Origin of the sequence: Parashewanella curva, assembly GCF_003675895.1 — a bacterium.
Lineage (GTDB): Bacteria > Pseudomonadota > Gammaproteobacteria > Enterobacterales > Shewanellaceae > Parashewanella > Parashewanella curva.
In genome coordinates this window covers 1-16,368 of record NZ_ML014831.1, presented here as the reverse complement: position 1 = coordinate 16,368, position 16,368 = coordinate 1, and the positions used below count along the sequence as shown (strand labels likewise).

Annotated in this window: 10 protein-coding genes and 1 pseudogene; 5 read left to right on the top strand and 6 right to left on the bottom strand. The window is 40.2% G+C overall.

What is annotated here, in order from left to right; all coding sequences use genetic code 11:
• Positions 1–179: 179 nt before the first annotated feature.
• The 3 genes and pseudogenes from D5018_RS18095 (at position 180) to D5018_RS18085 (ending at position 5,214) form a co-directional block, all read left to right on the top strand.
• Entirely contained in the window at positions 180–743 is a 564-nt protein-coding gene (locus D5018_RS18095) for a hypothetical protein (RefSeq protein ID WP_121840398.1), read from the top strand.
• Positions 744–792: 49 nt separating this feature from the next.
• Positions 793–3,231: a hypothetical protein gene (locus D5018_RS18090; protein ID WP_121840397.1), complete on the top strand. Its 2,439-nt coding sequence runs from the start codon at positions 793–795 to the stop codon at positions 3,229–3,231.
• Positions 3,232–3,348: 117 nt separating this feature from the next.
• Positions 3,349–5,214, top strand: a pseudogene (locus D5018_RS18085) (MFS transporter).
• Positions 5,215–5,244: 30 nt separating this feature from the next.
• Here the strand turns inward: D5018_RS18085 and mnmH are convergent.
• From mnmH to D5018_RS18065, 4 genes are all read right to left on the bottom strand, one after another.
• Positions 5,245–6,342, bottom strand: a complete 1,098-nt coding sequence (gene mnmH, locus D5018_RS18080) for a tRNA 2-selenouridine(34) synthase MnmH (RefSeq protein ID WP_121840396.1) — start codon at positions 6,340–6,342, stop codon at positions 5,245–5,247.
• A complete protein-coding gene (selD, locus tag D5018_RS18075; RefSeq protein WP_121840395.1) occupies positions 6,339–7,391 on the bottom strand; it encodes a selenide, water dikinase SelD in 1,053 nt (350 codons plus the stop codon). The genes mnmH and selD overlap by 4 nt, the downstream gene beginning before the upstream one ends.
• Positions 7,392–7,488: 97 nt before the next feature.
• A complete protein-coding gene (locus D5018_RS18070) occupies positions 7,489–8,592 on the bottom strand; it encodes an acyl-CoA desaturase (RefSeq protein ID WP_121840394.1) in 1,104 nt (367 codons plus the stop codon).
• 92 nt (positions 8,593–8,684) lie between these two features.
• Positions 8,685–12,506 carry an ankyrin repeat domain-containing protein gene (locus tag D5018_RS18065; RefSeq protein ID WP_121840393.1) on the bottom strand — a complete coding sequence of 1,274 codons (3,822 nt, stop codon included), beginning with the start codon at positions 12,504–12,506 and terminating at the stop codon, positions 8,685–8,687.
• Between the two features lie 205 nt (positions 12,507–12,711).
• On the opposite strand from D5018_RS18065, the gene fabR reads away from it, so the two are divergent.
• The gene (gene fabR, locus D5018_RS18060) at positions 12,712–13,341 is read left to right on the top strand and encodes an HTH-type transcriptional repressor FabR (RefSeq protein ID WP_121840392.1); all 630 of its coding nucleotides are present in this window, start codon (positions 12,712–12,714) and stop codon (positions 13,339–13,341) included.
• On the opposite strand, the gene trmA is transcribed toward fabR, so the two are convergent.
• Positions 13,338–14,435 (bottom strand): tRNA (uridine(54)-C5)-methyltransferase TrmA, encoded by a 1,098-nt coding sequence (trmA, locus tag D5018_RS18055; RefSeq protein ID WP_121840391.1) that lies wholly within the window; start codon positions 14,433–14,435, stop codon positions 13,338–13,340. The genes fabR and trmA overlap by 4 nt on opposite strands.
• An 87-nt stretch (positions 14,436–14,522) precedes the next feature.
• Between trmA and murI the strand changes: the two genes are divergently transcribed.
• Complete coding sequence (gene murI / locus D5018_RS18050; RefSeq protein WP_121840390.1) at positions 14,523–15,317, top strand: glutamate racemase; 795 nt, start codon at positions 14,523–14,525, stop codon at positions 15,315–15,317.
• A 24-nt stretch (positions 15,318–15,341) separates the two neighbouring features.
• Here murI and D5018_RS18045 read toward each other — a convergent pair whose 3' ends face one another.
• Positions 15,342–15,791 (bottom strand): RNA recognition motif domain-containing protein, encoded by a 450-nt coding sequence (locus D5018_RS18045; protein ID WP_121840389.1) that lies wholly within the window; start codon positions 15,789–15,791, stop codon positions 15,342–15,344.
• Positions 15,792–16,368: the final 577 nt, after the last annotated feature.

Sequence of the window (16,368 nt, the reverse complement as noted above, 5' to 3'; positions counted from 1 at the left end):
AGGGTTTGTGTGTTTTAGTTTTTGTCTAAGCAACAAGATTATAACACGCAAACCCTTACCTTTTCTTTAAATATCAACATGATAAACGATTTTTATTGTTGGGTTTGAACTCCGAAACTTGAGTTATAAAATCTCAATCAACTATCTCTAACTTTACGGATTCATTGTTGGAGGCTCAAGTGGAGCTAGGTTCGATAAAAGATAAAGTGGAAGCGCAACCTTTAGGTGATGAGCTTCTGGTAAAGCACTCAATAACTTTTACGGATGTTGACCTTGAAGCGTTAGTCTCGAAGTTAGAGGCACAACTTGATAACCTTGATGTTAAAAAAGAGATCACTACTCTAACGCACCAGCATCGGCATCAAGTCTGCATGATGGATCAAGAGTTCAATATGAACCATATTTCTCATCAGTTGGCTATGATGAGTTCGTATTCAGCCCCTAAAGCGGCGGCAAGAGCATTGGCTGATAGTGTTGATGAAGCCCAAAAAAATGGCGGATATCAAGTTCCTACTCATGCCCCTCAAATACCAATATTTCGAAATCAAACTTCAAACCATCAGTCTATGACAATAAAAGGCCTCAAAGCATTGATTCCTGCTGCGGATAAATGGTTGGTCGAAAAAACGGCAGAATGTTTTCAAGTGCAAACACCTAGCCTAGGTCTTCAACAAGAGCAACAAACGCTTAAGCAGATTTCAAACCTCGCCAAGCGAGTAAAAGCTCATTTCGGTATGCACTAACTATTACCATTAATCACTTCAGCTAGTTAATTGATTATACGGATTTATTATGGCTTCAGTAAACATAGATAATAACGATTTACAGGTAAACTTTTCACAAGTCGATATATCTTCTTTGGTGAATCAAGGTCAACGAGATTTTATCTCCCATTTTCCAAGTGGACAGAAGGTTAAATTTAGAGCTGAAATTCAGTCACAAACGTTAACGACAACAGTGCCTAAATCCTGGTTCAGCACCAAAATCCCCAGCACACTTAAACATAAAGAACAACAATATTGCAGGCAACTAAAGTGTCGCTTGCTGTCGTATCAGGGGGAAAATGAGCTATCTGTCGAAGTTATCGCAAAGAGTCTATATGAGGATATGGACTGCTTTTTAGAAGTGCTTAACGCCTTGAGTCAGGAAAAGAGAAATCAGGTTTTTAAGCGATTTCTTTTTTGTAGAGACGAAGAGGGTACAAAATCTAAAGAGACTGAACTCAAACTGCTTCAGCGAGAACCTGGAAGAGAAATGCATGTTTTTAATACAAAAGGAAATGCTGCAAAACCAGAACAAGTCTTATTTATTCCTCATATTAAACATGTTGCGGAGTATTTATATAAACAGCCAGAAGTTTATGACGCCATAAAAGTGCATATGGACGCCAATCTGTCAGCAGAGATATACCAAGCCATTGTGCAGCATAGTCTTTACTGCATAGTACGAATTGAAGCTGAACCTAGCCCTGAAATCATGAAGTGGTTGCCTTTAGAATATCAAAATAATCTTATTGAGCGGGCTCGCTGCTCAAAGACCATCTCCAGCGTTGCTGTAATTAAGCTAATTAATTGTTTGAGCGAAGAACAATATATAAAACATAGGCTTTCATTAATTACAGTGGCATACAAAAAGCAGCTTGAGAAGCCTTCACCTGAATTTTTTGATGAAATAAAAGCACTTAACATATCAGAAGAATGGGGTGATTATCATGAGTTGTATTCGTTTTTGATTGGGCAGCTTGAAACAAATGCACAGGAAGTGACAGGGCTGTTTTGTTCACTGCCTGAGACGATTAAAAAGCAGCACTTGGAAAGTTTTTTGTGGCTCTTATTAAAAAGTAATTATGCATCATTGATTAACAATACCCGTAGGCTAGTTGAAGATTGTGATGCTCTGGCTGTGCTACTACGTTCGTCAGATGTTCATAAGTCTTTGACAGATGATGAATATAGAAGGTTTTCTTCCTTTATCTATGAGGTTTACAAGTTAGATTCAGCGGGTTGTTGTCAGACGATAGTATCGAGTCTTCAACACTTGAGTCACTCTCAAATATATCAATTGTTCTGTAAAGGTTTAGCTCTTACAAAACATCAACAACTCATGGGGTTAATACTAACATCGCCAGAGAACCTCTCAGCTGAAAATTTGCCAAAAACTCTATTATTATTTCAACAGCATGATACTGACAGAGAAGAATTTAAAAATAAATTACCTTTAGTTTTAAAGCATCGCTTGATCCGTTATTTTACAGACAATGTTAATTCTAAGAAGCAAACAAACGTTCAGTCCAAACCGCTATTACCCATCGAGTTGTTTAATGATCTGCTTAGAGCACCATTGAACGGTAGTAACTATGTAGATTTATTAACACGAATTCAGTTATTGGAGGATTATCCACAAGAAATGGTGCTCAAAATCTTAGTTGATGCCTTTGACTACGTTTCCTTGCATCAAATAGATCCAAATTCGCTGATAAGAGTAGTGAAGTACTTTGTCGAACAATATGCTGCGAGGCAGCCAAATTTCGTAGAGCAATTAGTGGTGGTGCAGGATCCAGTTTGTATTCGAGCAATGGTAGATGACGAGTTCTTGAAATTGTTACTAACCACACATGCTGCTCTGATATCACCTATCTATAGACACGTTAAACCTCAAACGGTATGGAAACAACTGCAAATACTGCCCGCTTATATTAATGAAGTGCATCAGTTTGTATTATTGGGATTAACGGAGCCTGAATTACCGATTCGTAGTGTCAGAGTTGGGCCTGTAACCGAATCTCAAGGTGAAGAGTACGATTATGATCTACATAATTTATTGCAATACGCCAAGATTACCGAAGGCAATTGGAGTATATGGAAAGATTTTATCATGGATAAAAATATTCCGGATAGGCACAATCTGCTCCTTAACTTGTCAGTACGTCAAAAACACCAGTTATGGGCGCAAATAAAACAGGATAATGGGACTAAGCAAAATGCATTAACGGCCTTAATGAGCTGCTTTAAATCCCCTGCAGACAGGATACGATTTTTACAAGGCTGTGAGTCACAGGATTCAGCACAAATGCAGGATAAAATTGTTGAATTAGCCGTCAGTAAAGTTGATTTTAGTAAAAGCGTTGACCAAATAGCATTATCTCATCTGCAAAAATTATTACTTTGGTTGGATGCACAGCATCAACAATTACTGAAAAGTAAGATTGGGCAATACGCTAAAGAGTTGTAGTTTCTAAAAGTTACTGATAAAAAACGATATATAAAAATAGTGTGTATTGATTTTATGCTTGAGCTTTGAACCAGAGGTTGTTAATTTCAGAAAACAAACAACAACTCTAGGATTGAGATGTTCTTTTCAAAGCAATTTTTCCCTTACTTCATCACCCAATGTCTTGGGGCGCTTAATGACAATATCTATAAAAATGCCTTGATATTAATGGTCACCTATAGTCAACTTGGTGAAACCAATATGGATATTAGCCTGTTTGTGAATCTCGCCGCTGGACTGTTCATTTTACCCTTTTTCTTATTTTCAGCTCATGCAGGGCTGATTGCTGATAATGTCGATAAAGCTAAGTTGATCCAAAGGCTCAAATTACTTGAAGTAAGTATCATGGTGTGTGCCGCAGTGGCAATGTATCTGGGAAGCAGCACCTTATTGTTATTATTACTGTTTATGATGGGGACGCAATCGGCGTACTTTGGACCTGTAAAATACTCGTTGCTTCCTCAGGCGCTCAAAGCCGATGAACTGGTGTCAGGTAATGCGTGGGTAGAAATGGGAACTTTTATCGCCATTTTACTTGGTACCTTGAGTGCTGGAATTATCGTAGCACAAGATAATAGCTTGGTTATCGCCTCGGCATCAGTGGTGCTGTTTGCAGTGCTGGGTTACCTAAGCAGTTGCAGTATCCCAGCATTGCCACCCGTGAATAAACCCGTAAAAGTACCGTTTAGACCTTTAGCTGGGACCTTACCATTACTTAAACAAGTCAAAGCGGATAAGCCAATATGGAATGCGGTGCTGGCCATCAGTTGGTTTTGGCTGTTAGGTGCCACTTATCTCACTCAGTTTGCCAACTTTGCCAAGATGTACTTATATGCCGATGCAACGGTGGTGTCATTATTGTTGGCTTTGTTTTCGGTTGGTATCGCCTTAGGTTCTTGGTTGTGTGAACGCATTTCATACGGACATGTAGAGCTAGGTGTACTGCCTTTTGGGGTATTAGGGTTGACCATCTTTGGTATGGACTTATTGTGAGCCATTCCTCCTGCACCAATAGACAGTCAATATGTGTATCACTTCAGTGAGTTTATTGGAGCCAGTCATCATTACCGCCTGATGTTTGATTTAGCCATGATAGGTGTTAGTGGTGGTTTATTTATCGTGCCGTTATACGCCTTTATTCAAACTCGTACCAAGCCTTCAGAATGTGCTCAAGCAATCGCAGTCAACAACATCGTCAATGCCTTGTTTATGGTAGGTGCAGCGATATTAGGCATTGTGGTGTTATCTATCATAGGTTGGACTATCCCTGAGTTGTTTTTCTTACTGGCCATCGCTAACTTTTTGGTGGCAGTTTACATCTACACCCAAGTACCTGAATTTGCGATGCGGTTTTTAAGTTATGTGCTGAGCCATATTTTGTATCGGGTTAAGGTGACTGGGCGAGAACACATTCCCACTCAAGGTGCGGCGATCATGGTGTGTAATCATGTGACGTATATGGATGCCTTAGTATTAATGGGGGCGTCCACGCGTCCGATCCGTTTTGTGATGGATAAAAGCATCAGTGAAATGCCAGTTCTTAAGTATCTATTTCGTCATGCCGGTGTTATCCCGATTTGTTCGCCAAAACAGTGTCGTGAGACTTATGAAAGGGCGTTTGAGTCAATTCATGAAGCTTTAAATAATGAAGAGTTAGTGTGTATTTTCCCAGAAGGGCGCTTAACCCCTGATGGAGAAATCGGCGAGTTTCGACCGGGTATCAATAAAATATTAGAGCGTGATTCTGTGCCTGTGGTGCCAATGGCGTTAATTGGATTATGGGGATCATTCTTCAGCCACAAAGGCGGGCATGCATTAACAACGCCCCCTAAGCGTTTTTGGTCGAGAATTGGAGTGAGCATTGGTGAAGTGGTTGATGGTAACAATGTGGATCGTAATGGACTAAGAGAAAAAGTATTGGATTTGTGGACATTAGGCCACTGAGGAAAACCAGAAAAGGTATAGTCTCATGCTCTACCTTTTCTTTACTATCCACTCTGATAAGCTTTTTTTACTGCCTTTTAATAATATTCTGTTTGCTTTTTTACTCAATTGATACTCATACATAGGATCGTAGTATTGCGTTAACAGTACATTAATCCAAGCCAAGTGTTCTGACATCGTATTTTGATTCTGTTGTGCATTTAGCGCATTTATTATCAATTTCACAATGTTAGCATGAGATTTTCCACCTAAGCGTTTTTTGATTTTATCGATGCTAGTTAGCAGATAATCTTCAAAAGCTGCAGTTCCACTTTCTAAGCCTAAGTGATCAACAAACCCTGCATGCATATCAATTACGTATTCATTAAGTAACCGCTGTAACCTTTGCTCATGAGAATCTTCTAGTACGATGATTGGCGCTTGCTGCATTGCAAGATAAAAGTTACGTGGAATCGAGCTACGACCAATCAAGTGGCTTTCATCCTCTAACAGCAAAAATGGAAAGTCTTTTGCCTGATGTTTCAGCAACTTCACCGCTAACGCATTTTCGAAATTAATCTGAGTAGGCTGGTGGGTAATATTACGACCAAAGCTGGAACCTCGGTGGTTGGCAAGTCCCTCAAGATCAATGGCTTCTGTTCTATGTGATAAGAACTCTGTTTTGCCGCACCCTGTACTGCCGCTCAATATCAACATTGGCCTCTTAGAAGCTTGTTCAATCATCTCAATCAAAAACTGGCGCATGGCCTTATAGCCACCTTCGATGTAAGGCACATCAACACTAGCTTCATTAAGCCATTGCAGTGTGACTTGGGAGCGCAGCCCGCCACGAAAACAATAAAAATAGGCATCTGGATTTTGCTGAATGTATTCAGCCCAAGCCTCAATACGCTGCTGCTTAACTTTTCCTGATACTAACTGATGTCCTAATTCAATGGCCGCTTGTTGTCCATGTTGTTTATAGCAAGTGCCGACTTTAGCACGCTCATCATCCATCATTAACGGTAAGCTGGTGGCATGAGGAAAAGCGCCTTTTTGAAATTCAACAGGGGCACGAACATCCATCAAAGGGCGATCTTCTAAAAATGTATTCTGATATTCAGTTTTAGGAACAATATTGGCCACTATTGGTTATTTCCTTTTAGCTGAATAAGCGTGTTTGATGAGGTTGATGTCATTTCACCAATACAAGTGGCAGATTGTTGTTGTTGCTCAAAAAGGTCTAGCAGAGCGGATTCTGCATTTGGAGAAACCGCAATCAATAACCCGCCGCTGGTTTGTGGGTCGCATAAAATGGCTTTTTGAAGCTCAGAAAGTTTTGATAGATGTTGACCATAGCTATCAAAGTTACGATCACAACCTCCGGGAATGCAACCAAGCTCTAGATACTTGCAGATTTGAGGAAGCACAGGGATCTTATCAAATTGTAGCGTTGCCGATAAATTCGCGCCCAGACACATTTCCGTTAAATGTCCACCTAAGCCAAAACCTGTCACATCAGTAATAGCATGAACACCTGAAAGTTTTGCAATATGATTACCAATCGTATTCAGCTGACACATAGCTTCAATAGCAATATCGGTATCTTGCATTGATAACAAGCCTTTCTTTTGTGCTGTGGTGTGAATACCGATGCCAATCGGTTTGGTGAGATACAATTTATCGCTGGCTTGTGCGGTGGAGTTTTGCTTAAGATGTTTAAGTGAAACTTGCCCAGTGACCGCCAATCCAAATATCGGCTCTGGCGCATCAATACTGTGTCCGCCAGCGAGCATTATACCTGCGGCTTGGCAGGCATAACGACCGCCATCAATCACTTTGGCGGCAATGTCTGGCGCTAATTTATCCAGTGGCCAGCCAAGAATTGCAATGGCCATGATGGGCTGACCGCCCATAGCGTAAATATCGCTAATGGCATTAGTGGCGGCGATACGTCCAAAAGTGAACGGATCATCCACGATGGGCATAAAAAAATCCGTGGTACTGATAATGCCAGTTTCATCATTGAGTTTATATACTGCAGCATCATCACGAGTTTCATTACCTACAATCAAATTTGTATCGGTAAAGCTGGGTAGTTGGGAGTTGAGAATTTTAGATAAGACGTTTGGAGAAATCTTGCAGCCACAACCTGCGCCATGACTGTATTGGGTAAGACGTACCTGCTCTGATGACATATTGATTAACCATTGAACAAACGTGAGTCAATCATAACAGAGAATACACAATAAAAAAGGCTCATTAAAGAGCCTTTAGTGTTTGATGATAAAGCAATTAGTAGCTTGCAGTTAACATCTTCCAATTGTGTTTTTGCAGTTTAAAACGGATCTTTGAAATTTCCATTTGTGCTTTAAGCTCTATGTGACACACCTGCTTTCTTTTAGCATCTAAGACAGCTTTTTTGGCTTGATAGTATTCAGCAAGGTGTGTTTTAAGTTGTTCAAATTCTGCTTGTAACTTTGCCAACATTTCGTCCGCGTCAGGCAAGTGACCCACTTTTTGCTTGGTGTTTAATAGCTGCATTTGATACTTTGCGGCTTCGATTCGCTCTTGTGGTACTTTACGTAAATCACTTGCAAGCCCTAGATAGCTTAACAAGCGAATGAGCCACTTAGTTGGGTCATAATCCCACCACTGAATACCATTACGATAGTCATTTTCGAAAATATGATGGAAGTTATGGTAGCCCTCACCGTGAGTAAACAAAGCCAAAAAGCCATTATCACGAGCGGTGTTTTTATCGGTATAGGTTTGTTTACCCCAAATATGGGCTAACGAATTGATAAAGAATGTGGTGTGATGACCAATCACTAGGCGAAGCACGCCTGCAAGTATGAACATCGATAAAATATCGCCGTTAAGCCAGCCTATAAATACTGGCAAACCAATGTTCATCAAAATGGTCAACAATAGGTAATGCTTATGCTGCCACATCACAATACGGTCTTTTTGTAGGTCTCTGGCATTGTTGTAGTCATGATAACGATGAGCTTGGTATTCACGCAGCATCCAACCAATGTGACTATACCAAAAACCCATTTTAGCCGAGTAAGGATCTTTGACGTTGTTATCCACATGCTTATGGTGAATGCGATGATCTGATGACCAATGTAGGGCACTATTTTGTAGAGCAAGTGCGCCACCTAAAGCATAGAAGAAGCGTATCACAGCATGGGCTTTATAAGCTTTATGTGACCAAAGACGGTGGTAGCCTGCTGTGATCGACAAGCCACTGAAGAAACATAAGATTACAAATGTTAGCCATTCGAAGCCGTCAAATCCATGAGTGATCCCACGCCAAGGAACTAAGATTACGGCAGCAAGCAGGGTTGATGCAAATAGTATGACGTTAAGCCAAATCAGAGGTGGTTTTTTCATTAGTTTTTAATTTTTAAGTTTAAGCGTACAACTGTTCGCTAATTTAGCTTGCAATGGCTTAAGGGTCAAGAAGTTGCACTGATTTTATTGTGTCAATCACCGACAATGGTTCTCAGTAAAAATTTTTTGTTGGCTTTATCTAAAGGATAACGTTCATCGACATATTTTCGAGCATAGTCAAAGATGAAATGTTCCCAATCGCTCTTACTCAACAGGAAAAGAGGCTTGCTGCCAGCTTGTATTAATATTTTTGCGGCCAGAAGATTGTCAAGTACGGCGCAAAGCGTGATCGGTGCTAATAGAGTGGAAGCAGTTTGCCATCTCCAACCGCTCATATTGGTATAGTTGATTCTGGTTGTGGCTTTATCAATGGTGGCGCCTAATTGGGTCAGTAATTCGAGCGTCTCTAAGTGGTGACTGTTTTTACATGAAAGTTCAACCGCTAGGTGTAAGCAGGTATAACCCTCATAAGGTTTGTTCACTATTGCATAATCAAGCCATTCTGACGGCAGTATTTTAAGTACTTTATGAGCGCGTGATTCAGTGGCAATATGTGCAAGGCTAAATCCCTTATCATGAAAGAAAGTTATTGAATTGGGTGCGCAGGCTAATATGGTTGTTACGACGTCATCTAAATCTAAATGAGCTGCCAACTGCAATGGGTTTAAACGAAAAAATCTCCCCTTGACTAAACATCTATCTCTTAGGCATTGTTCATCAGCATCTATTAATGTTTGTAATGCTTCTGTGGATGAATAAATAACGGCAATAAGTGCAGCAGAATAACCTTGTTTATTGGTTGTAAAATAAGCCTCTGGATAAACCTCACATAGGGTATTTACGGCATACGCCTTATTCAGTTTTGCAGCTAACATCAGAGGAGTAAGACCCGCATGTTCCCCTTTACTGATGGCTATATTCAAGTGATTAAATTGTTGCGAACTGGCTAGATATTTGATGCAATTTGGGGCATCTTTCCCAATTGCGCAATGGAATAGATTAAGGTCGCTATCATCGGTTAATGCAGCTTGAGCGAACCTTGAGCTGAGCAATGATGTTCCGAGTAGGTACTCTAGCCCTTCAACATTATCAAAGGTGTGGGCGTGTTTGAGTAGTGAGAGCGGGGAAAAATGAAGAGTTTGTATTAACACCCCTTGTTCTAGCAGTTCTCGAAGTGCATTGATTGAGCCCGCTGTATTTAAAGCGAAAAACAAGGCACTCTTATTATCTCTCGTTAACATTTGTCGGTTTGCATTTGCTTCTAAAAGTTCTGTTATCACCTCCAAATCCCCTGCCGCTGAGGCTAAGTGAAGTGGAGCGCAGCCATCGTCGTTGAGCTGATCTTTTTCCGAACGTAGTTTTCGCAATAAGTATGAAAATGCTTTTGGGCAGTTAACACCCAAATGAAGTAAGTGTTGTCCTTGGAGTGGGAGTTTTGGGTAATGTTGTAGCAAGCGACAACAAAGGTCATCTCTTTTTAATTCAAGTGCAAAAGCAATTGTCGACAGTTGTCTAGTTACGGCAACGTCAGGGTTGAACTTATCATGCTCCATCAATACTTCAAATAACTTCGGATACGATTTTAGTACCAATGCGATAGGGGAATAACCTTCATTGTCTTGGATTTCGAGCAATTTGGGGTTGTAATTAATAAGGAGATTGATGAGAGCTTGGCTTTGTTCTTTTATGGCATAGTGAAGTGGTGTTTTTCCTGTAAAAGAGTTCTTAGCACCTTGGTGAGTGTCTTTATGGTTTAACAATACGCGGACGCAGCTAACATTATTATTCTCGGTAGCAATATGCAAAGCCGTATCGCCATCTCGATTGATTTGATTCATGGGCAATCGATGTAAACTAGGTTGTAGTAATAAGGAAAGGATTGCCTCATCGCCGTAAAGACAGGCATGGTGCAACGGTGTATTACCTGTAGAATCTCTTTGTTTAAAATCCAACAAGTACAATTTTAACCATGACGTAAGTAAATTTCCTCTTAAGTCAGAGATGGTGGCATGGAATAGAAACGAACCGTTTTCGTCCATTATTTTGGAAATCGCTTTGATGTATTCAGAAGTAATGGCAAACCAATGATCATCTTCAATATTGGTAACTACATCAGCCCATGAAACAATAGAAGCTGATTCACTCAAGGTAAGCACTTCATCTTGTAACCTTTGACTAGATAGCTTAATAGAAACTACCAGTAAAATTTGCAATCCCTCAGCATCGTTATAATGTTGTCTAAGCCATTCAGAGGAAAGCTCGTTTACTTCATCGACTGAAAGTTGATTGATGGCATCTTTTTCGAAAGTTGGCTTTTGCTGTCCATGCTTTGCATCAGAAAAATAGGCTAATGCTGTTAACTGAGCAATATTCTGTTGATAGTTTATTAGCTTTGTTGCTGAGTGAATTTTCGCTTTTTGGTGAGGCTGCACCTTGTTTACATAGTCTATGAACGCCTCATGTAAAGAGGGAGAAGGTGGTTGCTCATCAAGTAAGCCTGTAACCTTTATTAAGGTTTCGAAATCACACTGAGGAGATAAGGTGCTCAGATGATCGATGATGGCTTGCGAATAATACGGATTATTTATAGGTAAATCTAACTTATGGTTAGCCTTTATCGCTTCAAGAAATTCGGATAGGGTGCTTGTTTGTTGAATATTACGCTCGCATGTTAGTTCTTTTTCGCGCAGTATCTTACTCTCAAGTGTAGCGATAAGCGTGGTTAACTCTTGACTCTCGTCAACCTCTTTAAAAGGAACTGCGCTGTCGTCGGCATAACAATCTTGTAGTATCTGACATAATTTAGTGGCGCAATATTGGCAGAGCCACTTATGTTGGCTACTGATCAAATAATCGTGAAGGTAACTTGCCCATTGCCTCACTGTTTCATAGTCCTTGATTTGCTCAGTAACGCTATCTAACAAAGGCAGTAATATTGGCAAAGGCACGTCCTGAGGAATAAACTTCGCACTAAGAGATGCACATAACTGCTCGTTGATTTGATTTTGTGGTGTTTGAATGCCAAAAAACAATGAATCGAGGGTCACCAAGGCTTGATCTGACTCTAGGGTTTGAAGTGCAGAAGTTAAAGTATCTTGCAAATCTGTATGGCAAAGGGCGATAGCTAACTGATCGGATGGTGATAACGGTGGTACATCACTATTATGGAGAGTATCTTCTAATAGAGCAGATAGCACAGCGTTTTGGTGGTGGCGAAATTGGCGCGAGAGATAGAAGGGCGTGTAAAAAATAGTCACTAATTGTTGGTAAACGAATTGCTGATTTCCAGTTAGAATGGATGGGGTTTTAGGCTTGTCAATTAATGCTGAAATCGGAAATCCGAAGTGATCCATACATGAGGGTAGATTAGCCCTATCAAAAGATGGAAATTGAGCCATAAAAATCTGGTTGATGGCGGCTATGGTATGGGTTTCTGAAAATAAGAATTCTGAGGTTAAATCGTGTTTAGCACAGCGTAAATACGCGATATGGCATCTAAGGTCCGGCACTTTATTGTTTGTGGCTTTAATTTGTCGGCTTATTGAGATTAAGCATTCAGTTTTCGTTTCTTGAGGGATGGAATCATTATTGAGTAATTCAGCTAATTGGGAAGCATAAATCCCCTTTAGCAAAAGCTCATAGTGATGCTCAACGCCAGAATCTTCTAGCCTTAAAAAAGAACGTTTTAATTGGGTGTGTGCTGACAAATCAACTTCTTTCGACTCAGATTGTTCCCAATGTTCGGATAATTGGTCAAGGCTTTCGTTAAGCTTTGTAGTGCGCAAAATAACGTCATCATTATCCAGATGTGTAGATTGATTAGAAGTTTTCCAGTTATATTCATCTCCATCATTCGTTAATAGTTCCCATCCGCCAATTGGCAATGATCTCGTTGTGCTCTCAGGTGCTGCCATGGCAAACCTCAATTAACAGATTGCTTTTGAAAACTAACATTTGATGTTATTTCTTAAGGCTTGGAATTTTAACTTTTAATTAAAGGGGTTGTGGTTAATCTTTGTTCATTGCGGCTTTAGGATACGCTTGCAAAAAAACAGGGATTCCATTAGTGTCTGACCGCAGATTTGCAAATCAATTTCAGTAGAGTTATCAAGGGTGAACATGGGGATCCGAGCACAACAAAAAGAAAAAACGCGCCGCGCATTAGTGGATGCAGCCTTTAATCAGCTCAGTGCTGAACGCAGTTTTTCTAGCTTGAGTCTTCGAGAAGTCGCTAGGGAAGCCAATATCGCACCCACGTCGTTTTATCGTCATTTCAAAGACATGAATGAACTAGGTTTGACCATGGTTGATGAAGGTGGCTTGGCATTAAGGCAGATGATGCGTAAAGGTCGTCAACGTGCAGAAGAGGGGGGCAGTGTGATTCAAATCTCGGTTGAAACCTTTATGGAAGTGCTTGAATCAAACCCTAATGTTTTTCGTATTCTATTGCATGAACGCTCAGGGACATCAGCACCATTTAGAGCTGCGGTCGCCAGAGAAATCGAGCACTTCATATCCGAGCTTGCCCATTATACTGAGCAAACTACCCAAAGAAGTTATGAGCTTGCACGAGCACAAGCTGAAGCTTTAGTTACTTTAGTGTTTAATGCGGGAGCGGCGGCGTTAGATATGAAACGAAGTGAACGAAAAAAGCTGGCAGAACAATTAGTTCTGCAACTAAGAATTGTCGCGCATGGCGCTCACACCATTCAACATAAAATGGAAAAACGAGCGCCCAAAGGGGATTAGCGGCGCTCTAACAATAACCCTGCTTCCATGTGGTCGGTATATGGAAATTGATCAAACAGTGCAAATCGAGTGATTTTATGGGTTTTAGCCAAGGTCGCTAAGTTACCGGCTAAGGTAGATGGATTACAAGAGATATACAAGATTCGCTCGTAGTTTTGCACCATAGATAAGGTATTATCATCCAAACCTGCACGCGGTGGATCGACAAAAATGGTATCACAGTTGTAGCTATCTAAATCTACATCTTTCAAGCGTCTATATTGACGCTTCTTCGCTAATGCATCACTAAAGTCTTCGGCTGACATACGGATAATATCGAGGTTATCAATATTATTTTCTTTAATGTTGTACTGTGCCGCATCAACGGAAGGTTTAGCCAATTCTGTTGCTAATACGCGTTCAAAGTTTTGTGCCAGAGCAATAGAAAAGTTACCATTGCCGCAATAAAGCTCAAGTAAATCACCTGTTGAAGCTTTAGTAACATCCAATGCCCATTCCAGCATATGACAAGCCACCTTAGCATTTGGCTGCGTAAAGCTGTTTTCCACTTGTTTGTAGATAAAGTTGGTGCCATTGATAGGCAAAGATTCGATAACAAACTCGGTATCTACACAGATCTTTTGTTTGCGAGCACGGCCGATAAAGTTAATTTTGAATTCAGCAGACAGTCTATCTTTTAAGTGTTGAATCTCTAGCTGCCATTCACTATCTAGCTGGCGGTGATACAGTAATGAAACCAGAATTTCACCACTAAGCGTTGAAAGAAAGTCCACTTGGAATAGTTTATGACGAAGTGCAGGGTTAGGTCGTAGTGCATCCATTAGTTTTGGCATCAATGCATTGATTAAGCTGCTAGCAGGCAAGAATTCGTCGCAGCGTACCTTTTGTTTTGTCCCTTGATCAAACATATAATAATAAAGGTCGTCGCCATCATGCCATACTCTGAATTCAGCGCGCATACGATAATGGCGAGGTTCTGAAGCAAAGACCTCAAGCTCAGGTGCATCAAATTCAGCAAATAATGCCTGTAAACGTTGTTTCTTATTGTCCAGCTGCTGATCGTATTGCGTAGGATCCATTGCGGCAAAATTCATAGGTTGCTCACCATCATCTGTAAAATTGGGCGCAAATTATTATACTACTAGGCGATAAAGTCCACGATTGAATAAAATGAGGTTAAAGTGCCACAGTCCATATTAGTATTTGACTCCGGAGTTGGCGGGCTTAGCATCCTAAGTGAAATCCAAAAACAGTTACCGGATCATAACTATTATTATCTTTTTGATAATGTGCGATTACCTTATGGCACGTTAGCAGAAGCTACATTAATTTCTGGGGCGGTAGACTTGATCACTGCGGTGGTAAGAAAACTTGAGCCTGATTTAATTGTGATCGCCTGTAATACAGCGAGTACATTAATTTTAGATGAGCTTAGGCGACATGTGGACATTCCCGTCGTTGGTGTTGTTCCTGCAATTAAGCCTGCGGCTATTATGTCGCAAACCAAACATATTGGCGTACTAGCAACACCAGGTACCATTGCTAGGGAATATATCCAGAGTCTCATTAATCAATATGCCAGCAAATGTACAGTAAGCTTATTTGCCGTGAATGAGTTGGTAGAGATTGCTGAGCGTAAACTAGAAGCAAAAACAGTAGCGGGTGCAGATATTGAAACAGTGTTTAGCAAAGTACACTTGAATGATATTGATGTTTTAGTACTAGGGTGTACCCACTTTCCACTACTGAAAGAAGAAATACAACAATACGTGGGTGAAAAAATTACCTTGGTAGATTCAGGTGAAGCAATCGCGAATCGCGTCAAAACTTTACTAAATCAAAAAATGAAAAGTGAAACTGTCAAAGGGGTTACCCAAGCTTGGCATACGACTATGATGATAAATGAGAATTTAACTGTGAACTTAGAAAAAAGAGGATTTAAAAAAATCAGCCCCATAAAGGAATTATTGGGCTGATTGAATATTGGTGTAGGTATAGAATTACTGTTCTCTATCGCTTGATGATTCTTGGCTTCTAGCTTCACGTACTTTTAGTGTACGTTCTTGGAAGCTGTAATCATTAAGCTTACCTAATGCTTTATCTGCACCAGTGTCAGACATTTCGACAAAACCAAACCCTTTTCTACGACCTGTTTTACGATCTCGAACTAAACGAACGGAATTAACCGGGCCATATTTAGCAAATAATTCCTTAACTTCATTTTCATGAACACGATAAGGTAGATTGCCTACATAAAGAGTCTTAGTTGGGCCGACGTATTTAGCGTCAGAAGATGGTGAAGCTGAATTAGGCATGATGCTTAATACAGTGGCTACGATAACAGCTCCTAGAATAAATGCAGCATAAGCTGGAAGAGCGCTACCAAATTGGTGGATCACAACGGCACCAATAACAGTGACTATTAAGGCAATGAGAAGTGACTTCTGCATATATAAAGATCTCTAAAATTAACGATAAGTATATGAAACACGTATATGGTAATGAAAATTTAATGAACACTCCAGAGATCTGTAGAAAAAATAAACGCAAGTGTGAGATTTTTCATGAAAAAATAGATAAAAAGTAATAAAAAAGTGGGGTTAATCTTAAAAAACAACCAAGTTGCGGGAAAAAGACTCAGTTAAAATAAAAACTTCAAAAAAGCCCTTGCGCAAAATTCTAAGCTCCCTATAATGCGCCACCACTGACACGGCACAGCGGCGAAACAAGCGAGATTATCGAGAGTTTCAAAGCAAAACGAGTTAGGGTTTAAAAGCGAAATTGATTCACTTTTAAACGGTCGAAAAAAACTTTAAAAAAAATTGTTGACGACCACAGGGAAATGCGTAGAATACGCAGCCCTGAACCGCTGAAGAGAATGCTTCAACGGTGTGCAGATAAAAGCACAATGTTCTTTAAAAATAAGTATCAAGCAAATCTGTGTGGACACTCGCAGAGATAGAAACATCCAGTTATCATCTTCGGATGCTAACAAAAATTCTATCAATGAAGAGTCCGCATAGATAG